At 61.1% G+C, this 21,972-nt stretch carries 17 protein-coding genes; 16 read left to right on the top strand and 1 reads right to left on the bottom strand.

The features are described 5' to 3' along the window. Positions 1-395 precede the first annotated feature (395 nt). The 7 genes from AC0L26_RS18865 (at position 396) to AC0L26_RS18835 (ending at position 12,459) form a co-directional block, all read left to right on the top strand. Positions 396-3,557 (top strand): ATP-binding protein, encoded by a 3,162-nt coding sequence (locus AC0L26_RS18865; protein ID WP_473633914.1) that lies wholly within the window; start codon positions 396-398, stop codon positions 3,555-3,557. A 25-nt stretch (positions 3,558-3,582) separates the two neighbouring features. Beyond that, complete coding sequence (locus AC0L26_RS18860; RefSeq protein ID WP_473633913.1) at positions 3,583-4,740, top strand: YcaO-like family protein; 1,158 nt, start codon at positions 3,583-3,585, stop codon at positions 4,738-4,740. A 4-nt stretch (positions 4,741-4,744) separates the two neighbouring features. Then, complete coding sequence (locus AC0L26_RS18855) at positions 4,745-5,473, top strand: TfuA-like protein (RefSeq protein ID WP_473633912.1); 729 nt, start codon at positions 4,745-4,747, stop codon at positions 5,471-5,473. Positions 5,474-5,537: 64 nt separating this feature from the next. After that, complete coding sequence (locus AC0L26_RS18850) at positions 5,538-6,737, top strand: gluzincin family metallopeptidase (protein WP_473633911.1); 1,200 nt, start codon at positions 5,538-5,540, stop codon at positions 6,735-6,737. A gap of 29 nt (positions 6,738-6,766) precedes the next feature. Then, positions 6,767-7,459, top strand: coding sequence for a hypothetical protein (locus AC0L26_RS18845; RefSeq protein WP_473633910.1), 693 nt, complete (start codon positions 6,767-6,769; stop codon positions 7,457-7,459). A 693-nt stretch (positions 7,460-8,152) separates the two neighbouring features. Next, positions 8,153-9,259 carry an efflux RND transporter periplasmic adaptor subunit gene (locus AC0L26_RS18840; protein WP_473634117.1) on the top strand — a complete coding sequence of 369 codons (1,107 nt, stop codon included), beginning with the start codon at positions 8,153-8,155 and terminating at the stop codon, positions 9,257-9,259. Further along, positions 9,256-12,459 (top strand): efflux RND transporter permease subunit, encoded by a 3,204-nt coding sequence (locus tag AC0L26_RS18835; RefSeq protein WP_473633909.1) that lies wholly within the window; start codon positions 9,256-9,258, stop codon positions 12,457-12,459. Before AC0L26_RS18840 ends, AC0L26_RS18835 begins: the two co-directional genes overlap by 4 nt. Positions 12,460-12,940: 481 nt before the next feature. Here AC0L26_RS18835 and AC0L26_RS18830 read toward each other — a convergent pair whose 3' ends face one another. Then, positions 12,941-13,846 (bottom strand): LysR family transcriptional regulator, encoded by a 906-nt coding sequence (locus tag AC0L26_RS18830; protein WP_473591153.1) that lies wholly within the window; start codon positions 13,844-13,846, stop codon positions 12,941-12,943. Between the two features lie 135 nt (positions 13,847-13,981). Between AC0L26_RS18830 and AC0L26_RS18825 the strand changes: the two genes are divergently transcribed. From AC0L26_RS18825 to AC0L26_RS18785, 9 genes are all read left to right on the top strand, one after another. After that, the gene (locus AC0L26_RS18825; RefSeq protein WP_378977995.1) at positions 13,982-14,704 is read left to right on the top strand and encodes a LamB/YcsF family protein; all 723 of its coding nucleotides are present in this window, start codon (positions 13,982-13,984) and stop codon (positions 14,702-14,704) included. 66 nt (positions 14,705-14,770) lie between these two features. Continuing rightward, the gene (locus tag AC0L26_RS18820; protein WP_013533152.1) at positions 14,771-15,004 is read left to right on the top strand and encodes an acetyl-CoA carboxylase; all 234 of its coding nucleotides are present in this window, start codon (positions 14,771-14,773) and stop codon (positions 15,002-15,004) included. Beyond that, on the top strand, positions 15,004-16,368 hold the full coding sequence (locus AC0L26_RS18815; RefSeq protein ID WP_473633908.1) for an acetyl-CoA carboxylase biotin carboxylase subunit: 1,365 nt from the start codon (positions 15,004-15,006) through the stop codon (positions 16,366-16,368). Before AC0L26_RS18820 ends, AC0L26_RS18815 begins: the two co-directional genes overlap by 1 nt. A gap of 10 nt (positions 16,369-16,378) precedes the next feature. After that, positions 16,379-17,254 (top strand): 5-oxoprolinase subunit B family protein, encoded by an 876-nt coding sequence (locus tag AC0L26_RS18810; protein ID WP_473633907.1) that lies wholly within the window; start codon positions 16,379-16,381, stop codon positions 17,252-17,254. After that, positions 17,244-18,215: a 5-oxoprolinase subunit C family protein gene (locus AC0L26_RS18805; RefSeq protein WP_473633906.1), complete on the top strand. Its 972-nt coding sequence runs from the start codon at positions 17,244-17,246 to the stop codon at positions 18,213-18,215. The genes AC0L26_RS18810 and AC0L26_RS18805 overlap by 11 nt, the downstream gene beginning before the upstream one ends. Before the next feature lie 249 nt (positions 18,216-18,464). Further along, positions 18,465-19,217: an ABC transporter ATP-binding protein gene (locus AC0L26_RS18800; protein ID WP_473591156.1), complete on the top strand. Its 753-nt coding sequence runs from the start codon at positions 18,465-18,467 to the stop codon at positions 19,215-19,217. Beyond that, entirely contained in the window at positions 19,214-19,948 is a 735-nt protein-coding gene (locus AC0L26_RS18795) for an ABC transporter ATP-binding protein (protein ID WP_473633905.1), read from the top strand. Before AC0L26_RS18800 ends, AC0L26_RS18795 begins: the two co-directional genes overlap by 4 nt. Position 19,949: 1 nt before the next feature. Further along, positions 19,950-20,855 (top strand): branched-chain amino acid ABC transporter permease, encoded by a 906-nt coding sequence (locus tag AC0L26_RS18790; RefSeq protein WP_473591157.1) that lies wholly within the window; start codon positions 19,950-19,952, stop codon positions 20,853-20,855. A gap of 4 nt (positions 20,856-20,859) precedes the next feature. Further along, on the top strand, positions 20,860-21,951 hold the full coding sequence (locus AC0L26_RS18785) for a branched-chain amino acid ABC transporter permease (RefSeq protein WP_473633904.1): 1,092 nt from the start codon (positions 20,860-20,862) through the stop codon (positions 21,949-21,951). The last annotated feature ends 21 nt before the right edge of the window (positions 21,952-21,972 follow it).

Raw genomic sequence — 21,972 nt, 5'->3', positions numbered from 1 at the left:
GGTCGCCATTGCTACCTTGGCTAATCCAGCCAAGGAATATATCAACTTGTTGATAAATAACGATAATGATGCCCCGGAGGATGTCCTCAAATAGCTATTTTTTATTGTGGGCACAGGTCAGACATCCTTCCCCTATCGTTCCGTATGGTTCCGCGAACCAGCTTACCCAATGCGCGCTGCTCGGCAATTTAGGATTCGGACAGGCGGCACGTGGCTGAGTTGGCCGAACTGCGAGCTACTCATCCTGCTTTCGGCAATCTCGTGAGATTAGGCGGTCAGGGAGCGTGACGCACATCGTCCGAAGTATCGCTTAGATGAGGGTCGTCCGAGCGCTCTGGTGAATATTAGCACATTTGATAGTATCGCTCTCACTCCGCCAGCCAAGGCACTGTAGCATGTCGGAAAAGCGTCGAGTAGGGCCTCCAATCGTGGCCCTTGCCAAGGGCGTTCTGAGCAAGGACGACAGTAGTGTGTCCGACGTTCGCAGCGAGCGGCGCGTTATGACAGCTCTCTGTTATGATCTGGTCGGATCAACCGACCTGCTCGCAGTTCTGGATATCGAGGACTATGAAGAACTGATGTCGGCCTTTCGGCGTGCGGCAAGACAGGCAATCTCATCGTGCTCGGGCGTTGTCGTCGGCGAGGCCGGCGACGGCGGTGTCGCACTTTTTCCAGCAGAGATGGAGGCAAAGGACGCGGCTTCGCAAGCGATCCGGGCAGGACTCGAAATCATTGAAGCGTGCAAGCGGGTCGGGCTGGAGAAAGACCATACGGACCTACATGTTCGGGTCGGGATTGCTACATCCATGACCCTCGTTCACGGCGACGGCGGTGACCCGGCGCATGCCAGCGTCACGGGCCCGGCTTTGGCCATGGCGACGCGGCTTCAGGCTATGGCTCAGCCGGATGCAATATTGGTGTCCGACGAGACCCGAAATCTGGCACGGCGGTCCCACGTTTTTAGTTTTCGTGGCATTCACGTTATTAAGGGTTTCGCCGAGCCGGAGCGGACTTGGCGGGCCATCAGCCATAAGCGGGATGTTGACCGCTTCTTCGCCTTCGGGCGCTTGAACAATACGTTTATAGGCCGTGGGGACGAACTGGCCACCATCGCCGCATGTTGGCATGATGCGGTCGCCGGCAAGGGCGGCGTCATTTTAGTCCAGGGTGAGGCCGGTATCGGCAAGTCTCGCCTGCTATATGAAGTCCGCAAGAGGACACGCTTTCAGCGGGCAAAATTGCTGCTTTTTCAATGTCAGCCCGGCGGCTCCCACTCAGCCCTTTATCCTCTGCTGCAAAATGTTCGGAGTGACCTGGCTGGCAAAGAGGGTCGGCTGGAGACTTCAGACGTAGCGGAGGTCTTCGCAAATCAAGGCGTTCACGAAGACGAAGTGGTCGACATCTTCTCGTTTCTACTTGGGGCTGAAGGATCGAATCCCGCTCTGAAGGAGGCTGATCTCAAGGTTATCCGGGAGAAAGCCAGCTGGGCAGTTCGCAGAAGCATAGAAGCCATATGCGAACACGGACCACTCATCCTGGTGGTCGAAGACATACATTGGATCGACCTCACGTCGAGACAATTGCTGGCGGAACTTGCACTCTTCATTCATCGGGTGCCCGTGCTCCTCATAATGACTGCGCGACCTGGATCTGAGACTTACTCAGGGTTCCGGGACTTGCCGCATATTACTCTGAAGCCGCTCGATCGCGAGGAAACGCGACAGGCAATCATGGCCATGCGGCCGGAAATCGGGTCAGCCGCGCATTCGGAACTCATCAGCATGGTGGAGGAGGTAACCGGGGGCGTGCCTCTTTTCATCGAGGAAATTTGCCAATGGATCGCCGAGAATGCGGCCTCCATAACGGATCGCCTTGCGCCAGCCGGTTCATCAAGCCGAATATCGGTGTTTGAAAGCATCCTTCAAGCCAGGCTGGAGGCCTTGGGCCCTGCAAAGGATGTGGCACGAGCGGCCGCCGTCGCCGGGAATCGTTTCAATCTGGAATTGCTCCAGAAGCTGTCGCCGGAATACAGCGACGAGACGATCGCGAATGCACTGGACACCCTCATCGAGGCGGGATTCCTGATCCGGGTCAGGCCTTCCGGCGAGCCCGACTATGGATTTCGTCATGCCCTGATCCGGGAGACAATCTACAATGCATTGCTGCGGAGGAGACGGCAGGCCCTCCATCAGTCGCTTTTCTCCGCTGTCGGCCGCGACCGAAATCTGGCCCCGTGGCTGGGTACGGCTGAACTGGCAGAACATGCTGAACGCGCTGGCCTTATCGAGGAAGCTATCGATCAGTTCATCTCAGCCGGCCGGGAAAGTTACGTCCGCTCTGCAATGGCCGAGGCGAGACAGATTCTCGACCATGCCGTGGCCCTTTGCCAGCGAGTGAGAGGGCCGGACAAGCAGGATGTTTTGCGCCTCGCCGCGATGATGCCGCTCGGGCCGATACTTACAGCCACGGAAGGTCCAAACTCGCTGCCGGCCCGCAAACTTTACGAGGACGGGGTAGAGATCGCCAGGCGGCGGCCACTCGCCGAGCGTGCGAAGTGGTTTCCGATCTACTGGGGTTGGTGGTTCACCGGCCCCACCATCGACGGGGAACGCGCACGAACTGTCCTCACCGACCTGAGGGATGTCGACGACCCCGAAGTGCAGTTTCAGGCCAGACACTGCGTTTGGGCGATCGAATTCAATCTTGGGCATCACAGGAATTGCATCGCGGCGGTCGACGAAGGACTTGCGCTCTATGGGACGGGCCAAAGATCAGGGAATGCCACTCTGTTCGGCGGCCACGACGCCAGGGTCTGCGGCCTGTCGCATAGGGCTCTCTCTCAATGGTTTACCGGCCGGGCCGCAAGCGCAGTTCGGTCGTTGGCTGAAGCCAGGCGCTGGGCAATGCAAACGGCGCATGTTGGTAGTATCGCCCATGTCTACATCAACGAAGCGATGCTTGATTGCTATCGCCGCGATTTCTCGGCGCTGCGAGACGTCATCGCCGATATCCGCGAATTGACGAAGCGCCACCATCTGCCCTCCCTTGCCGCCTTGGCGCAAATTCTCGAAGGCTGGTGCGAAGGAAATGCTGCTCGGGTAGAACAAGGCAGGGACCAGATTAAGGAGGGCCTTGCGATCCACGGCGAACTCCAGACGCCGGAAGACTATCCTGTCTACTACGGCATGCTGGCGGAGCTTCTGGCCCGGACAGGCGAGACTGAGGAGGCCCTTACGCTTGTCTCTTCCGCGGCTGCGGAAGCCGAAGCAGGCGGCAGTCTTTCTTGGCTCGCCGAACTCTATCGGCGAAAGGCCCATCTCCTTCTACTTAGAGGTTCCTCAGGCATGGATGTTGTTGCCGCGCTCTCCAAAAGCCTGGCTACCGCCGATGAGCAAAACGCGGTGCCAATCCTGCTCAATGCATACGAGATGCTCGAAACATGGGGCGTATCAGAGGAACTATCCCGGCAGTACCGCAGTCGCGTCGAACTGGCGAAATCAACCATCGAGCAAGGCGCGGCGTTGTTCGTCAATCTAGAACCGAGCCTGCGCCACTAGCCCGCGCGGAGATCAGGAAGCCTCCATGCTGGAACGATACGAGCGCTCGGGTCCTCCGTCGCGCGAAGCATTCATGCGGCTAATTACGATGCGCGAGGTCTTGGGGATCACACGGATTGCAGACATCACAGGTCTCGACGTGCTCGACATACCCGTGGTTCAGGCGGTCAGGCCTTTCTCCCTTTTAAATTCCGTTTCGCAAGGCAAGGGGCCGACCAGAACCGACGCTGCAGTATCGGCCATCCTCGAGGCCGCAGAGTCCTACTTTGCCGAGCGCTTGGCGCACTACGACCCCATCGCGGCCTCCGCAGACTCCCTGAATATTCCTCCTGAAAGATTCGAAGCCCATCTCCAGCCTGGTGTCGACCCGGGCTGGCGCAGGAGGGAAATAGCTTGGATTCATGCCGAGAATATCCTCAAGGGTGGTCTGCAGGATTGGGTCCCATTCGAGCTTGTACACACTGCCTACGTGTTCCCGCCGCGGCGCCATGAGGAAATCTTCGCTTCATCGACGTCCGGCCTGGCGGCCTCCTTCGAGGAAACGGACTCTATCCTGCACGGGATAATGGAGTGCATCGAGCGCGACGCACTCACGCGGGCGGAGCGAATCCATGGCTTTTTCCAGCGCCGTCGAATTGACCCGAGGACGATCGACGATCCAACGGTTGCGAGCCTTCTCGAAAGCCTGGAAGCCAAAGGCCTGCTAGTGGGGCTTTGGCACGCCCCCTCACCGCTGGGGCTACCGGTGATCTGGTGCCATCTCATGGAGGATCGGCCGCCGGAAACTGCAATTCTTCACTATCCGGCAGAGGGCTCGGCTGCAGGTTTCGATGCCGCGTCCGCGATCGTTCACGCAATTTACGAGGCGGCGCAGTCGCGACTGACGGCGATCTCCGGCGCCCGTGATGACCTGACGCGCGCGTCCTATCCAAAATATCCCGATTGGCAAAAAATTACGGCGCACCGACGCCTCCTGTCGGACGGCCCCCGCGACGTACATTTCCATGCGATTGCCGGGCAGAATTGCACCAGCGCGGGAAATAGGATGTCCGCTCTTCTCGCACAGATCGAGGGCGCAGGAATCGATACAGTGTACATGATTCAGCTCGATACGAGACCGCTCGGCGACCTGTCGGTCGTCAGGATCGTCATACCGGCCTTAACGCCTCTGTTGCATGGCTAGGCAAATGCGTCCCAAGCTGGTCTTTGCCGGTCCCACCCTGTCACAGGGCGAAGTGCTGGAAGTGGTGGAGGCGATCTGCCTTCCGCCGGCTGTGCAGGGTTCGATCATTGCGGCTGTGCAGCATTTTGATCCGAGTGCGATAGTCATCATCGACGGCGGCTTTCAATCGGAGCCGGCGGTCAGGCACAAGGAAATCCTTTGGGCAGTAGCGAAAGGTGTTCCGGTAATAGGCGCAGCGAGCATGGGGGCTCTTCGCGCTGCAGAACTCTTTCCATACATGCTGGGAGTGGGGCTCATCTACCGGTGGTATCGTCGTTTTGCGTTTGCGCCTGACGATGCAGTGGCCGTGCTGCACGGACCATGGGGGGTAAACTCCGCGCCCATAACCCACGCGCTGATCGATCTTCGCATGACGGTTCGCAGGGCCTGCCGTCGAGGCATCATTTCGGCTGAATACAGAATCAGCCTGGAGCGCGCCGCGCGAACTCTCAATTTTCGCGAGCGCACGCTCGCCCGCATGGTCGGTGACGCCTTGTCATGCGAAGGTGATCTTGTTGTCGAGAAATATCAGGAGATCCTCGCCGCAGCTTTCGTTCAGCAAAAGAAGCAGGATGCGCGTGATGCGCTCCGGCTATTGCATCACGGTTTATTCAAAGAGCCCGCACCCCTGCCGGATTTCCAATTGACGGCGGCTTTCCTTAGGGATCTCGACGAAGCCGGGTTAGAGATTTGAAGGCATCAGCGCGAGAATTCTCAATCTCAATTTACAATACGTGACACTTTGCTAATGTATTAAAATGAGAGGGGCTGAGCTACTAGGAACGCTCGATCGATCCAACGGCCAGAGTCGCTCCGTCGGCACGCGCTTCCTACTATTTCCGCAGGTGCCCCACCTTGCCGATTACGGCACACCCGAGACCGTCTGGATATCGACCCCGCCGGGCCGGTTACGCTCCGGTCCGGAGGACCATCGCATCTATGTCCGCGATCCGCTCCTCGACAAGGAGCCTTACGAGTATCCCTACCTGCCGCCCTTCGTTGGCGAGGCCTTCCCGCCGGCGGAACCCGCCTACGACGGTCACTTCGACCAGATTTCATTGAATTCACGTCAGTTCCTGGCGGCACACGCCTTCGGGGCAGTCAGCCGGGTCCTGGACATCTGGGAAAGCTACCTTGGGCGGCCGATTACCTGGTACTTCGCCGAAACCTATGAGCGGCTGGAGATCATTCCGTGGGTCGACTGGAACAACGCCCAGTCTGGCTACGGTTATCTGGAACTCGGCGTGGACAGGGCGCCCGACGGTCGAAATTATCCCTATGCCCTCAACTTCGATACGATTGCGCATGAGGTCGGCCATGCGATTCTGTTTTCCCTTTTTGGAGTGCCGGCAAATGGCTTGAGGGCCGGCGACTTCGCGTCGTTCCATGAGGCGAGCGCCGACATAACGTCGCTTCTGTCCTTCCTGCATTTCGACAGCGGTCTCGACCGGCTGCTGCGCCACTGCAACGGCAACCTCCTCGTCCTGAACGAACTCAATCGCATCGCCGAACTGATCGGTGACCGACAGATTCGCCTCGCCAGCAATTCGCGCCGCATGTCTGAAGTCTCCGACGAAATCCATGACAGGTCGCGGCCTTTCACCGGGGCCGTATTCGACACGATCGTAGACACCTACCACGCGAATCTCGTGGGTGATGGACTAGCCGACGAACGGCTTCTCGATATCGACATCAGGGATATCGACGAGGCCGCCATGCAGCGCATCTCGGATTTCACGGCGCTGGCCTTTCGTGCCAGGCCGTTCCTGTTCAAGAGCGCGCTTACCCGGGCGCGGGACGATGTGGCGCTGACCCTCGCCCGGACCTGGTCCAGCCTCGAAGCGGACGATCTGACTTTTGAGAATGCCGCGATGGCCATTGCCGAAGCCGGCAGCCGCATCGCGCCGGCGCTGGGCGCTAAGTTCGAGGAAAACTTCAGGTGGCGAGAAATTTCATGAACTGAATTGTCAAAGCGAGGAGGACTGACATGAGTGACGACTATCACCGTCCGACACTGACATTCCCCAACGGGGCATACAATGCAACGCAGGTCAGGCTCTACGGAATTGAGGCGGAAATTGGTATTTCCATTCCCGGACAGGCCAGCGAAATCTCGAACACCAACATTTATGTCCAAACAGCACATGGCGTTAGCGCCGACGAACGGGAAGTCAACGCGGCGAAAGAAGTACTTAAGAAAGCCACATCGAATAAGATCCGTCGCAGCATAATGCTCGGCCAAGGCAATTTGCCCAGTATACCGATAAGAGCCAGCTTCAGTATTAAATTGGATATAAAGGAATTTGGCACAGCCGTTGTGACTGTAACTGCACAAACATATATGCTGGGCAGCAAGCCAGAGAAAGAGCTTTCTTGCGGGTTGATTGTCGGCTACGCCTACGAAGGTCATACATTTGACCTGCCAAAACCCAAGATAATGCTAGTTAATAAATTCCCAGAATTGCAGATTCCAAAGGATGACTCCGACTATAAATTGAAAGAAGACGAAGGTTATGCTGTCTGGATCGTTGACAAACTCGACCAATGCGTGGAGATTGAAATTAACCAAGGTTTTGTCGAACAGCTTGTTCTGGAGGCTAACCTTCCGGGCAAGCGCTCACCGACCATGTATGCTGCGAGGCAGGCGCTCGGGCACCGTAGTGGCAGGCTGACTGAGTAGTGATAGATCCTGCTACTTCGCGGCCCGTCGAGGGGTTGTGTCGGCCGGCCCGAGCTTGGTGCAGTCAGAAACGATAACCTCGCGGAGCTTGGGGCGTCGAGCTGGCTGCGGCGCTCCCCAATCAACTTCGGGGCTTGGCGCCCCAGGCTCGGTCCCGGGTCGCTTCGTTTGCGAACGTTCGGAGACATGCTCCAGAACGGCGGCAATTGGGCCGGAAGCGGACGGGCCCGGTTCTGGGACGAACTAGCCAGAAGATGGCATTCCGCTGGCGCCCCATCTTGGCCACAACGACGTTGCTTGCGATGCCGCAGTGTTGCAGTCCATTTGAATCCGGCCGGCGGGGTAATGCCCATATCGACCTCCTTCGACCAATATGAATTATAAGCCGTCCACCAAAGGAATCCTGAATCCTTTAAATCGCGACTGGCTTTAGCGCGGTGGCGGGCAGCCAAAGGATGGACATTTCAGCCCACATGGAAAATGATCATGTTGCCATGCACAATACTGCAGTGCTCTGATCTCGACGAAAAGCCTGAACGTAGAAGCGGATCAACCGACCTCCGGGTCCAGCGAACGAGGACGCAATTGGATACCCCAGAGAATGGTCAATTGTATCGCGACGCGGGCGGGCGACGCCGTCGATCGGCCGGCTTGCTTGCCCGCGCCGCCGTGTCGGCGGCATTCCTGCTCGGCATGGCTTTCACCAGCAATGCGTTTGCGCAGGACCAGCAGCTACCCGTGGTGACGGCGGCCAAGCCGGTGGTCCGTGAAATCGTCGAAGACGACGAGTTCGTCGGGCGCTTCGAAGCCGTCGACGAGGTCGCCATCCGTTCGCGCGTCAGCGGCTATCTGGACAAGGTCAGCTTCCAGGACGGCGCACTGGTCAACAAGGGCGACCTGCTCTTCACCATCGACCGGCGTCCGTACCAGGCGGCTTATGATGCCGCCAAGTCGCAAGTGGACGTCGCCAAGTCCCTGCTCGAATTCTCCAAGATGCAGCTGGATCGCGCCGACGAACTCGCCAAGACCGGCAATATCTCAACCGCGACGGTCGACGACCGCCGGCGGGAATACCTCTCGGCGCAGGCGCAGATGCAGGGGGCGACGGCGGCGCTGACGACGGCCAGCCTGAACATGGAATTCACTGAGATCAAGGCGCCCTTGTCTGGCCGCATCGACCGCCGGCTGGTGTCGGTCGGCAACCTCGTGCAGCCGGATTCCACCTTGCTGACGACCATCGTTACGCGCGATCCGATCGACTTCTATTTCGACGTCGATGAGCGCCTGTATTTCAGCTATGCCCGCGACGCGAAGGAGCGCGGCGGCAGCATGCAGGAAGGCGCCGGCGGGCTCGAGGTGGTGGTTCGCGTCGCCGACCGCGCGGAGGCGGTATTCAAAGGCAAGCTCGATTTTGCCGAGAACCGGATCGACAACGCGACCGGCACCATGCGGGTGCGTGCAACGTTTCCCAACGCCGACGGCGTTCTCCAGCCAGGCATGTTCGGGCGCATCAACGTGCCGGGGTCGCTGCCGCATAGCGGCGTGCTGGTGCCCGACGAGGCGATCGGCGCCGATCAGGATCGCCGCATCGTGTTCCTGGTGGATGAGTCCGGGATGGTCTCGGCGAAGCCCGTGCGCACCGGCCCGCTTCTCGACGGCTATCGGGTGATCCGCGGGGGCCTGACCGGCGACGAGACGATCATTGTCAACGGGCTGATGCACGCCAGGCCCGGCACCAAGGTGAAGGTCGAGATGGTGACGTTGCCGCCCAAGGCCGAGACCGCCGGGTTGCCGCAATGAGGTTCGCACATTTCTTCGTCGACCGTCCGATCTTCGCATCGGTCGTTTCCATCGTCCTGCTGATCCTGGGCGGGATTGCTTATACTCAACTGCCGATCGCGCAATATCCCGAGATCGCGCCGCCGACCATCGTCGTTCGCGCGCAGTATCCGGGCGCCGACGCCGAGACGGTCGCAGCGACGGTGGCAACGCCTATCGAGCAGGAGATCAACGGCGTCGAAGGCATGCTCTACATGTCGTCCTATTCGTCGGGCGACGGGGCGATGGCGCTGACCATCACCTTCAAGCTGGGCACCGATCTCGACCAGGCGCAGGTGCTGGTGCAGAACCGCGTGTCGGTCGCCGAGCCGCGCCTGCCCGAAGAAGTCCGCCGCCTCGGCATCACCACCATCAAGAGCTCGCCCGACCTCATGATGGTCGTGCACATGCTGTCGCCCGACAATACCTACGACCAGCTCTACGTCTCGAACTACGCCCGCTCGCGGGTGCGCGACATACTGCTCAGGTTGGACGGCGTCGGCGATCTCATCATCTTCGGCGAACGCGAATATTCGCTGCGCATCTGGCTCGATCCGGAGAAACTGTCCGCTCTGGGGATGACCTCGGGCGATGTGGTTCAGGCGCTGCGCGACCAGAACGTCCAGGTGTCGGGCGGCTCGATCGGCGCGCCGCCGACCAACACCGGCACGGCGTTCCAGTATACGGTCACCACGCAAGGCCGCTTCAACGACGCACGCGACTTCCGATACGTGATCGTCAAATCGACCGACGACGGCCGCCTGATCTCGCTGCAGGACGTGGCGCGCATCGAGCTCGGCGCCAAGGATTACGTCACCAACTCCTATCTCAACGGCAAACCGGCGGTGGCGCTCGCCATCTTTCAGCGGCCGGGCACCAATGCGCTCGCCGCAGCCGCGGAGATTCAAGACAAGATGAAGGAGCTTTCCCGCGACTTCCCGAAGGGGTTGAGCTACGACATCGTCTACAATCCAACCGAGTTCGTCGCCGAGTCGATCCAGGAGGTCTACAAGACGATCCTCGAGGCGATGCTGCTGGTAATCATCGTCATCATCGTCTTCCTGCAATCGTGGCGCATGGCGATCGTGCCGATCGTGGCGATCCCCGTGTCGCTGATCGGCACGCTGGCGGTGCTTTACGCCGCCGGTTTCTCGCTCAACATGCTGACGCTGTTCGGCCTCGTTCTGGCGATCGGCATCGTCGTCGACGATGCGATCGTCGTGGTCGAGAACGTCGAGCGCAATATCGCCAGAGGGCTGGCGCCCAATCCGGCGTCGCACCTGACCATGGACGAAGTCGGAACGGCGGTCATCGCGATCTCGCTGGTTCTGATAGCCGTGTTCATACCGACAGCCTTCATCCCCGGCATTTCTGGGCAGTTCTACCTGCAATTTGCGATCACCATCGCGGTGTCGACGGCGATCTCGGCATTCAACTCGCTGACGCTTTCGCCGGCGCTGGCCGCACTGCTGTTCAAGCCGCACCACGCCGCGGCGGCGCCGCCGCGCTTTTTCCTGGCGCGGTTCGGACGGGCGCTCGCCGACGGCTTCAATCGCGGTTTCGACAGGGTCGCCCACTGGTATTCGAGCATCATCCGCGTGCTGGTCGGCTCGTGGATAACGATGGCCGCCATGCTGGCCGTTTTCGCGGCCCTCATCTACGCCACGGTCTACATGGTGCAGGCGGTGCCGCGCGGTTTCATTCCATCGCTAGACCAGGGCTATGCGATCGTCGTCGTCCAGTTGCCGGACGGCGCCTCGCTGTCGAGGACCGATGCGGTCATCCAGCAGGCGTCGCAGATCATCCAGAAAACGCCAGGCGTCGACTACGCAGTCGCCTTCGCCGGCTTCTCCGGCGCGACCTTCACCAACGCCAGCAACGCGGGTGTGATCTTCGCCAGGTTCAAGCCGTTTGACGAGCGACTGAAAGCCGGCCAGTCTGCGACCCAGGTCATCGGCAATCTGTTCGGCAGCCTGCAAAGTATCAAGGAAGCCTTCATTATCGCACTGCCGCCGCCGCCGATCCGCGGCGTCGGCAATGCCGGCGGCTTCAAGCTGCAGATCCAGGAGCGCAACAGCGCCGACATGCGGCAGATCTTGGCGCTTGCCAACGAAATCGCCGGCAATGCCAACAAGACGCCGGGGCTGACGGGCGTGTTCACCACGTTCTCCACGTCGAGCCCGCAATTCTTCCTGGCGATCGATCGCGATAAGGCGCGCATCCTGAACGTGCCGATCCCCAACATCTTCGAGACGCTGTCGATCAATTTGGGCACCGCCTACGTCAACGACTTCAACGCTTTCGGTCGCGTCTACCAGGTGCGGGCGCAGGCCGACCAGGCGTTCCGCCTCGATCGCGCCGACATCTTGAAACTGAAGGTGCGCTCTGCGACCGGCGCGCTGGTTCCGCTCGGCACCTTGATCGAGATCCGCGACGTCACCGGCCCGGCGCTGGTCCAGCGCTACAACATGTACGTCTCGGTGCCGCTGCAGGGCAACGCCGCGCCCGGCGTCTCCACGGGCGACGCGCTGACATTGATGGAAGGCATCACGGCAAAGACGCTGCCGGCCGGTACCTCCTATGAATGGACCGAACTCGCCTATCAGGAGCGCACCACCGGCAATGCCGCTGTCTATATCTTCGGACTGTCGGTGCTGTTCGTGTTCCTCGCGCTGGCGGCGCAATATGAAAGCTGGGTGTTGCCGTTCGCCATTGTGCTGGTGGTGCCGCTCGGCGTGCTCGCGGCGTTACTCGGCGTGTCTTTCCGAGGGCTGGACAACAACATCCTCGTGCAGATCGGCCTCATCGTGCTGATCGGGCTTGCCGCCAAGAACGCGATCCTGATCGTCGAATTCGCGCGGCAGGCGCAGGACCGCGGCCTGTCGGCTGCCGAGGCTGCCGTCGAAGCCTGCCGGCTCAGGCTGCGGCCGATCCTGATGACCGCCTTCTCGTTCATCCTCGGCGTCGTGCCGCTGATGATCGCAACCGGCCCGGGCGCAGAAATGCGCCAGTCGCTCGGCACCGCGGTGTTCTCCGGCATGCTCGGCGTCACCTTCGTCGGCCTGTTCCTGACGCCGGTATTCTACGTCACGCTCAGGTCGCTGTTTTCACGGCGCAAGCCCCGTGCCGAGACCGAGCCTTCGGGGCCGCTAGAGGCGCCATCGGAGACGGCCGCCGAGTAGGGTTGCGAATTCGCCGCGTCGGGTGGGCCCGGAGGGCATAGAATACCTTCGAAAGATCAACGGTTTGGAGCGTCAAACCGTATCGAAACCGTCCATTGCTTCTGTTGGATTTTCTCCAAAATTGTCAAACCTGTCCGAGAATGACCCGCTTGCTGCGCCGGGGCTTAGCCGCAGCACCCCACCTAGCCGAGTGCGCTACAGGGATGGCGTATCGAGTCTATGAAGGAGAGCACGAGCCGATCGTCACGTTGGCCACGTTCGAGGAGACACAGGCACTTCTCACCTCGCAGGTCCCGCGGCGCGATCATCAGTTTGATGCGACCGTCTCAGCAATTAAGCCCGGGTCATATTCGGGCCGAGGGCCGGCTCCTGCGCGGGTACCGAGTGCTATAGCAACGCTTGCGGCACGCTCCGTGCTTGTAGACTACCCGCTGCTCAACCAGCCAGCCTGAGGTAAAGCGCCTGTCTGACGGGCCGGCGGTTAGCCGCCGCCGCCCATGGTTACGGACATGAAGGCCCGGAAGGCCGCCGCCGCCGGGTCGATTGGTCTGTCACGCGACCAGGCCAGGCCGACATCCATAGTGGGGATCGGCTCGACAAGCCCGCGCACTTCGATGCGCTGCCCCTCCAAGGACCAGGGGCGGTAAACCATGTCGGACAGGACAGTGACCCCCATGCCGGCAGCCACGAGCGAGCGCACGGCCTCGACCGAACTGGTGGTAAGGACGGCGCGGAGCGAAAGGCCCGCGGCATCCCAGTAACGGGCGGCCGTCGTGCGTGCCTCGTCCACCGTCAGCATGACATAATCTTCCGCCGCCACATCGGCGAGTCTGATTTCCTGCCGCGCGAGCAGATGATGATCAGCCGAAAGCCAGAGCCGGCGGTTCGATCGCATCAAGACCTCCTGCGCCAATTCCTCGGTGTGCTCCAGGTTGGACACCAGCATAACGGCCATGTCGATGTCCCCGCACATCAAGCCGCTTTCGAGGGCGTCTCGGGGCAGTTCCAGCACCTCGACCTCGATCTCGGGATAGGTCTTTCGAAACCGCGCGTAGTGGCGCGACATGTAGTAGCCGACGACCGTGTAGGTCATGCCCAGCCGCAGCTTGCCCGCCAGGCCTTTCCTATCGCGCAACGGGCTTCGGACGGCGGCTGCGACGGCCCCGGTGATAACACGCGCATGTTCAAGAAACCGCGCGCCCTCCATCGTCAATCTTACGCCAGCGTGGTTACGCTCCAAAAGCCGTACGCCCAGGTCAGCCTCAAGCGTCTTTATCGCCGCGGTGACCGCCGATTGTGAGATGTTGAGTTCCACCGCGGCATGACTGACCTGTCCGCTCTCGGCGGTCGCGATAAAATAATCAAGCTGTTTCAAGGTGATGGTCATGGTGCGCTCCGGCCCAGAACCATTATCTGTTTTTTTAATATCACAATCAATAAACTACTATTTCACAAATGCCCTCGCATGCGCAAAAAATGCTGCAACGCCGCAAAGACGGCAGCTTCGAGGGGTAACAATGCGATGGCGGTGACGCTAAACTGTGACATGGGCGAAAGCTTTGGCCTCTACAAGGTTGGCGATGATGTGGGCATGATGCCGATCATCGACGTTGCCAATGTCGCATGTGGTTTTCATGCCTCCGATCCGGATCACATGCACGCCGCCGTCCGCAGCGCCAAGGCGAGTGGCGTAAAGATCGGCGCCCATCCAGGCTTGCCGGACATTCAGGGTTTCGGCCGGCGCGAGATGCGGATGACCCGCGACGAAGTCAGGAACACCATCATTTACCAGGTGGGAGCGCTTGCCGGCTTCCTCAAGGCCGAGGGTGTGGAACTCCACCATATCAAGCCGCATGGCAGCCTTTACTTCATGGCCATGCAGCAGGAGGCAATCGCCCATGGCGTGTGCGACGCGGCAGAGGTTTTCGGCGTACCCCTCTTCGGCATGACGGGCACCCTGCACGAGAAGATCTATCAAGAGCGCGGTATCCCATTCGTCGCCGAGTTCTATGCCGATCTCGACTACGATGCCTCCGGCAAGCTGATCTTGACACGCGTTCATGACGCCAAGGACCCCGCAGAGATGGCCGAGCGTTGCGTACGCGCCATCAGCGAGGGCGAGGGCACGGCAGAGGACGGCAGTTTCTTCCCCGTACGCTGCGAAACCATCTGCGTGCATTCCGATACGCCGAACGCCATCGAAATAGCCAGGGCCGTGCGCACCGCAATCGCCCCTTGGCACTGAACTCGACCGAACCCGCCTGCGCAGGCGGTTCCAAAATAGTTTGCCTGCAGTTTTCCGGAGCTTTTTATGGCCCAGATTCTTTCGCCTCTTCCCGGCACTTTTTATCGGAGCGCTTCGCCAGACCAGCCGCCCTACAAGGCGGATGGCGACGCGGTTTCCGCTGGAGACGTAATCGGTCTCATCGAAGTGATGAAGTCGTTCCACGAAGTGAGGGCCGAGACGGCCGGTACGAACATCCGCTTCATTGCCGACAATGAAGACCCCATCATGGCCGGCGCACCTATTGCGGATCTCGACTGATGCTGAAAAAGCTTCTGGTTGCCAACCGGGGCGAGATAGCGGTCAGGATCATCCGGGCCGCACAAGATCTGGGTATCCCCACCGTGGCGGTGTACTCGGCCGCAGACGCGGGATCGCTCCACGTCCAGCTTGCGGACGAAGCGGTCAACGTCGGCCCACCAGCAGCAAAGAAGTCCTATCTCAACGTCGAAGCAATTCTGAAGGCTGCCCGCGACACCGGTTGCGACAGCGTTCATCCTGGCTATGGTTTCCTTGCCGAGAATGCCGCGTTTTCCGACGCGGTCACAGGCGCTGGATTGGTCTTCGTCGGCCCGTCGGGAGATGCGATCCGGATGATGGGAGACAAGGTCTCGGCGCGATCGGCCGCTGCCGCTGCAGGTGTCCCTGTGGTGCCTGGCTCGGCTGGCCGGGTCGAGGGCCTCAAGGCTGGCCGCGAGGTGCTGACGGAAACCGGTTTTCCGGTGATGATCAAGGCTGCGGCGGGCGGCGGCGGGCGGGGCATCCGCATTGCGAACTCGCTCGCCGAGTTCGAACAAGCCTTTCCTCAGGCCGAAGCAGAAGCCCTCGCCGCCTTTGGCGACGGTGGTCTCTACATGGAAAAGGTTATCGGTAAGGCCCGCCATATCGAGGTGCAGGTGCTGGCAGACGGAAGCGATGCCATCCACTGCTACGAGCGGGAGTGCTCGCTGCAGCGGCGACGCCAGAAAGTTTGGGAGGAGGCGCCGTCGCGCGCACTTTCCCAAAGGCTGCGCGAGGAGCTCTGCGCTTCGGCGGTCGCTTTAGCCAAGGCGGTCAAATACTCTGGCGCCGGCACGGTAGAGTATCTTTATGACGATGAAGCAGACCGCTTTTACTTCATCGAGATGAACACCCGTATCCAGGTTGAGCACCCGGTCACCGAGGCGATCACCGGCGTCGACCTCGTTGCGGAGATGCTTCGCATCGCCGGCGGCGAGAAGCTGCGGATTCGGCAGGGCGATGTCTCCGTCAAGGGGCATGCGATCGAAGTTCGGCTCAATGCCGAAGATCCGGCGAAGGAGTTCGCTCCATTCCCCGGGCAGGTGGCCGAGCTTCGCATCCCCGGCGGTCCGGGCGTACGCTTCGATTCGATGCTCTACCAAGGCTATCAGGTGCCGCCCTTTTATGACTCGCTGCTTGCCAAGCTGATCGTGCATGCTGAGACGCGCGAGGCGGCGATAGTCCGCCTGATCCGCGCGCTCAACGAGTTGAAGATCGGCGGGCTCAAGACCACCAAGCCGCTGTTTCTTGCGCTCGCCGCAGATCCTGCGGTGCGGACAGGAGACGTGCATACCCGCTGGCTGGAAGGCTGGCTCATCGAAAACGCCGCAGCTTTGGCGGGCTAAAGGAGGACCGATGTCGATACGATTCAACTTCGGCGGCGACGAGCATATCTTCGGCGAGGTGTCCGAAGAAATGTCGCTCACCTCCTTCTTTACCGGCCTTTCGATGACCAATGCGGTGCGTACGGCAGGCATCCGAGGTGTCACCGAGATCTGCCCAGCCAACGCCAGCTTCCAGATTCGCTTCAACCCCGACATCGTCAAGCCGCAAGATTTGCTCAGCGAACTGAAGTCGATGGAAGAGGCGGCCTCAAAGGCGGACCCGGTGCTGAAGACCCGGATCATCGAACTGCCGGTTTACTTCCAGGATCCATGGACGCGTGAAACCTGCTTGCGCTTCCGCGAGCGCCATCAGGACCCGTCCTCCACCGATCTTGAATATTCGGCACGCATCAACGGCTACGCCACGGTGGAAGAGTTTATCGCGGCCTATTCCGGCCAGCCCTGGTTCGTATCCATGGTCGGCTTCGTCGCTGGACTGCCCTTCCTGTACCAGATGGTTGAGCGCAAGAAACAGATTCAGGCGCCGAAATACTTGCGCCCACGCACCGACACTCCCAAGCTCACCATTGGCCATGGCGGCTGCTTTGCAGCGATCTATTCGGTGCGCGGCGCTGGCGGCTACCAGATGTATGGCATAACCCCGGCCCCGATCTACGACCCGGCCAGGAAGGTGCGCTACCTCTCCGATGACATGTGCCTGTTCAAGCCAGGCGACATCGTCAAGTTCAAGGCCATTGGCCGCGATGACTACGACGCCACGCTGGAGGAAATCGAAGCCAATCGGTGGCAGCCGACGGTTCGCGAGTGCACCTTCAGCCTGAAGGACTTCAACAGCGATATTTACGGCACCAATGCAAAGCTGATGGAGCTTATCAATGGCCGTTAAGGTAATCTCTCCCGGCCTCTCCACTTCCGTGCAGGACCTTGGCCGACCAGGCCACTATCATGTCGGCATTCCAGAAGGCGGCGGCATGGACCGCTTTGCGACACGCATCGCAAACCTGCTTGTCGGCAACGATCCGGGTGCCGCGGTGCTCGAAGCCACCTTCATGGGCCCCGAACTCGAATTCACCCAATCCGCGGTCGTCGCCGTCACGGGTGGAGAGCTCCCACCCAAACTCAATGGCGAGGAACGGCCGACCTGGGAAAGTTTTCCGGTGAAGGCCGGTGACCGGCTTTCCTTCGGCTTCCTCAAGGGCGGCGCGCGCGCTTATCTGGCCATCTCCGGCGGCATCGACGTGCCGGTGGTTCTCGGCTCGCGCTCGACGTACATTCTGGGCGCGCTCGGCGGGCATGAGGGCCGCACGCTGAAGGCGGGCGATGAGCTTCCCCTCGGCGAAGGTTCCGGCAAAGCCGGTCTTTCACTGCCTGCAAATCTGCGCCGCGCGCGGAATAATTTGGCGGAACTCAGAATGCTTCCCGGCATGTATTGGCATCGGATCACTGAAGCTGCCGGCAATCGGTTCTTTGAGGAAACCTGGAAGGTCGCGCCCGAAGCTGACCGCATCGGCTATCGCTTCCGTGGCGGAACGCCGCTGGAGTTCGTTGAGCGCGAGCAGCCTTTCGGTGCAGGCTCCGACCCCTCGAACATCGTCGACGCCTGCTATCCTTATGGATCCGTCCAGGTGCCGAGTGGCACAGAGCCGATCGTTCTTCACCGGGACGCGGTTTCGGGTGGCGGGTACATGATGCTGGGCGTGGTAATATCGGCCGACATGGACCTGATCGCCCAGCTCCAGCCGCACACCCCGGCGCGCTTCGTTCCGGTGACGCTGGAAGACGCGCTTGCCGCGCGAACCGAACAGCGCGCCGCGCTGGCGCGTGCTGAAGGGCATCTGGCCGGCTGACGTCAGCCGGGAAAATGCCGGCGGAGGAGCCGGAGGCGAGGAGATCGGTCGGCCAAAACCGACCGCGCGTAGCGGAAGACAAAATCCGGTGCGCGAAACGACAAGACGACGCCGGGTAACGGCGTGAATTTGGCATCCGAGCAGTCCGCTAGAGACCGCCGGAACCGACAGGGGAAGACATTTGCAACGTGACTGGCCGCAAGGCCGGATGCTTCGCGCCTTTCCGTCGGTAAAAAGAAGGAAAGGGACATGAGTCATCTGAGCGCGGAGAACGTCTCGGTATCGTTTGCGGGGCTGAAGGCCCTGTCATCGGTAGACCTCCAAATTACGCCCGGCCGCATCAGTGGCCTCATCGGCCCGAATGGCGCCGGCAAGACCACCCTCGTCAACGTGTTGACCGGCTTCCAGGCACCGACGGAAGGCACCATCAAGCTCGACGGGGCAGCACTCGCGGGTCTCAAGCCGCACCAGGTCCGGCGGCGCGGCATCGCCCGCACCTTCCAGGGTGGGCGGCTCTTCCGCGACCTGCCTGTGCTGGACAATTTGGAGGTAACCGGCGTTGGCCTGGGAATGAGCCGGCGCGCTGCCATCGCCGAAGCGGAAGCGATGCTCGACTGGATAGGCATCGGCGCGTTGGGCTCCCGCATCGCCGGAACCTTGCCTTATACGGATGAGCGCCGTGTAGCCATTGGCCGTGCCCTGATGGGACGGCCCGCATACATCCTGCTCGACGAGCCAGCGGCTGGCATGAGTTCGCCAGAGGCGCGGGAGCTTTCGGCCCTGATAAGACACATCGCCGCCGATCTCGGCTGTGGTGTCCTGCTCATCGAGCACAATGTCGGGCTAGTGCTCGGCCTTTGCGAGCATATCGTCGTGCTCGATTCCGGAGCGATCATCGAAGAAGGCCCGCCCGCGGCCATCCGCGATAGCGAGAAGGTGCGCCACGCCTATATGGGAACGGCCTCGAACACCGACCTGCCAGTGCTGGAGGTGATGGAATGAGCCTGCTCGCCCTTTCCGATATCACCATCCGCTATAGCCGTCTCACGGCGGTCCGCGACGTCTCCTTCTCCATGGACGAAGGAGAAATCCTGTTCATCACCGGCCCGAACGGTGCCGGGAAGTCTTCGCTGCTGCGCGCGATCGCCGGTGTTACGCCGGTGGCGGGCGGCCGGATCGACCTCGCGGGTCATGAGATCATCGGCCAGGCGCCGGAGAACATCGCCAGGCTCGGATTCTCCATGGTGCCGGAGGGGCGCGATGTCTTCGGCTCGCTGACGACCGAAGAGAACCTTCTGGTCGGAACCGGCATGCACGCCCGCGAACGTGGCTGGCGCAGCCGAGCTGCCGACGAACTCGAAGCCGTCTACGCAACCTTCCCGATGCTGAAAGAGAGGCGGCACGGGCAGGCGGGATTGCTGTCCGGTGGGCAGCAGCAAATGCTCGTCATCGGACGCGCGCTGATGACCAATCCGCGGCTTGTAGCCATCGACGAGCCTTCGCTGGGCCTCGCCCCCAACATCAACGACCAGGTCTATGAGCGGCTGATCGCGCTGCGTGCGCAGCGCCAGCTCACGCTTCTGATCGTTGAGCAGAGCTCGGCCCGGGCGATGATGGTGGGCGGGCGGATGATCCTGATGCGTGGCGGACAGATCGTGCTCGATGGCGACGCCCGGACGCTCGGCAACGGCGAGGCGATCCAGGCTGCTTATTTCGGTTACGAGGACCACTGAGATGCTCCAGATCCTGTTCGATGCACTCTCGCTTGGTTCGCTCTACGCGCTCGGGGCGCTTGGCATTGCCCTCATCTTCGGCGTCATGCGGCTCGTGAACTTCGCGCATGGCGACGTCATCGCCTTCTGCGTCTTCGCGCTGCTGTGGCCGTCAACAGACGCCATGGCCATCGTCTTCGCTGGCCAATTGCCGTGGTATCTGCTGGTGCCCTTCGTGCTCCTATGCGGGGCCGGGCTGTCGGTGCTGTGCGAAATCGTCGTCTTCAGGCGGTTCCGCAAGGCAAATCCAGCAACGATGATGATCGCCTCCTTCGCGCTCGGTTTCGTAATTCGCTACTTCCTGCTCATGCTTTTCTCCAGTCGGCCGAAATCGATCTCGCTGCTGCCCGAATTATCCCAACCGGTGGAGATCCTTGGTGCCCGGCTTCCCCTCCTCCAACTGATAACGATCGTCGCCACAATGGTCATCCTGATCGGCCTGACGCTGTTCCTGCGTCAAACCCGCTTCGGCCTGGAGATGCGGGCGGCGGCCGAGAACTTCTCGATGGCCCGCATGCTGGGTGTGCGTGCGAACCGGGTTATCATGGGCGCGTTCGCCCTCTCCGGCGCGTTGGCCGCCGCCATTGCGCTGATCTTTGGCGCCCAGACAGGCACGCTGGACATCCAGATGGGCGCCTCGATCATGTTGATGGCCTTCATCGCCACCGTCATTGGCGGCCTCGGCAGCCTCGGGGGGGCCGTGCTCGCCGGCTTCCTGCTGGGTGCCGCCTCGGTGATCATGCAGGTCATGCTGCCCATCGACGCCCGGCCATTCCGCGATGCCTTTGTCTATGGAGCAGTCATCCTCGTTCTCCTCTTTCGCCCGCAAGGGCTCATTGCCGCGCGCGGCACCAAGGAAAGGGTCTGATTTCATGGCTGTCGCCGCCTCCCTTGCCAACTCTACCGCTGCCGGTGCCGCGGCTGCCGAGCGAAAGCCAGCCCGCTTCGCGCTTGCCCGCCGCACAATCCTGACGCCGGTCCTGCTTTCTCTGCTGCTGCTGGCCATCGCGCTGATCACGGTGATGACCGGATCGCGGCCCTTCAACCAGACGGTGATCGACGTGTTCGTCCGTGTCATCCTCGTCGTGGGCCTATACATCTTTATCGGAAATTCGGGCGTTCTCAGCTTCGGGCATATCGGCTTCACCTGCCTTGGCGCCTACGCGGCCGCGTGGCTCACCATCAATCCGATGATGAAACGCGGTTCGCTGCCGGGACTGCCCGATTGGCTGCTGGCGACCCGTTTGCCGTACTGGCAATCGGCTGTGCTGGCGGCGTTGTTCGCCGCCCTCGCCGCTCTCATTTTCGGGCGGGTGCTGATGCGGCTATCGGGCATCGCAGCATCGATCGCGACCTTCGCGATGCTCGCCATGATCAACACAATTTATTCCAACTGGGAGAGCGTGACCGGAGCGACGTCATCGGTCGTCGGCATTCCTATCGTGCGCGTGATCTGGCCGTATCTCATCGGCGCCGTGGTCGCAATCTTCATCGCCTGGGCGCACGCGATCTCCCGGTCCGGCCTGGCCCTTCGTGCTGCTCGCGACGAGTCCACCGCCGCGGCGGCTTCCGGAGTCGACATTCCCAGGGAAAGACTGGTGGCGTTCGTCGTATCAGGCGCGGTGATGGGGCTGGGCGGTGCGCTCATGGCTCATTCCATCGGCGTGGTCACACCCGATACATTCTATCTCGGTCTCACCTTCATCACCCTTTCCATGCTCGTCGTCGGCGGCATGGGCAGCCTGTCGGGGGGTGTGGTGGGTGTCGTCCTGCTGTCCGCCCTCATCCAGGCGCTGCGCTGGCTGGAGGCAGGCGTATCGCTCGGCGAGTCCACTTTCGCCCTGCCGAAAGGGGTTCAGGAAATAGCCCTCGGCGTCATCATGATCGTGATCCTCGCGCTTCGCCCCTCCGGACTCATGGGCAACCGCGAGATCACCTTACCCCGCAGCAGTCGCAACAAGTGACCGGCGGCACAAGCCCGACCG

This window comes from Mesorhizobium sp. WSM4823 (assembly GCF_055811195.1).
Note: the sequence above shows the minus strand (reverse complement) of the source record. Positions and strands in the feature narration are given on the sequence as shown.

Coding starts and splice junctions, on each gene's coding strand:
- AC0L26_RS18835 (WP_473633909.1), top strand. CDS start 9,256: ATGAGGTTCGCACATTTCTTCGTCGACCGTCCGATCTTCGCATCGGTC.
- AC0L26_RS18815 (WP_473633908.1), top strand. CDS start 15,004: ATGCTGAAAAAGCTTCTGGTTGCCAACCGGGGCGAGATAGCGGTCAGG.
- AC0L26_RS18860 (WP_473633913.1), top strand. CDS start 3,583: ATGCTGGAACGATACGAGCGCTCGGGTCCTCCGTCGCGCGAAGCATTC.
- AC0L26_RS18865 (WP_473633914.1), top strand. CDS start 396: ATGTCGGAAAAGCGTCGAGTAGGGCCTCCAATCGTGGCCCTTGCCAAG.
- AC0L26_RS18825 (WP_378977995.1), top strand. CDS start 13,982: ATGGCGGTGACGCTAAACTGTGACATGGGCGAAAGCTTTGGCCTCTAC.
- AC0L26_RS18805 (WP_473633906.1), top strand. CDS start 17,244: ATGGCCGTTAAGGTAATCTCTCCCGGCCTCTCCACTTCCGTGCAGGAC.
- AC0L26_RS18810 (WP_473633907.1), top strand. CDS start 16,379: ATGTCGATACGATTCAACTTCGGCGGCGACGAGCATATCTTCGGCGAG.
- AC0L26_RS18850 (WP_473633911.1), top strand. CDS start 5,538: ATGAGAGGGGCTGAGCTACTAGGAACGCTCGATCGATCCAACGGCCAG.
- AC0L26_RS18800 (WP_473591156.1), top strand. CDS start 18,465: ATGAGTCATCTGAGCGCGGAGAACGTCTCGGTATCGTTTGCGGGGCTG.
- AC0L26_RS18840 (WP_473634117.1), top strand. CDS start 8,153: ATGGCTTTCACCAGCAATGCGTTTGCGCAGGACCAGCAGCTACCCGTG.
- AC0L26_RS18855 (WP_473633912.1), top strand. CDS start 4,745: ATGCGTCCCAAGCTGGTCTTTGCCGGTCCCACCCTGTCACAGGGCGAA.
- AC0L26_RS18795 (WP_473633905.1), top strand. CDS start 19,214: ATGAGCCTGCTCGCCCTTTCCGATATCACCATCCGCTATAGCCGTCTC.
- AC0L26_RS18790 (WP_473591157.1), top strand. CDS start 19,950: ATGCTCCAGATCCTGTTCGATGCACTCTCGCTTGGTTCGCTCTACGCG.
- AC0L26_RS18785 (WP_473633904.1), top strand. CDS start 20,860: ATGGCTGTCGCCGCCTCCCTTGCCAACTCTACCGCTGCCGGTGCCGCG.
- AC0L26_RS18830 (WP_473591153.1), bottom strand. CDS start 13,846: ATGACCATCACCTTGAAACAGCTTGATTATTTTATCGCGACCGCCGAG.
- AC0L26_RS18845 (WP_473633910.1), top strand. CDS start 6,767: ATGAGTGACGACTATCACCGTCCGACACTGACATTCCCCAACGGGGCA.
- AC0L26_RS18820 (WP_013533152.1), top strand. CDS start 14,771: ATGGCCCAGATTCTTTCGCCTCTTCCCGGCACTTTTTATCGGAGCGCT.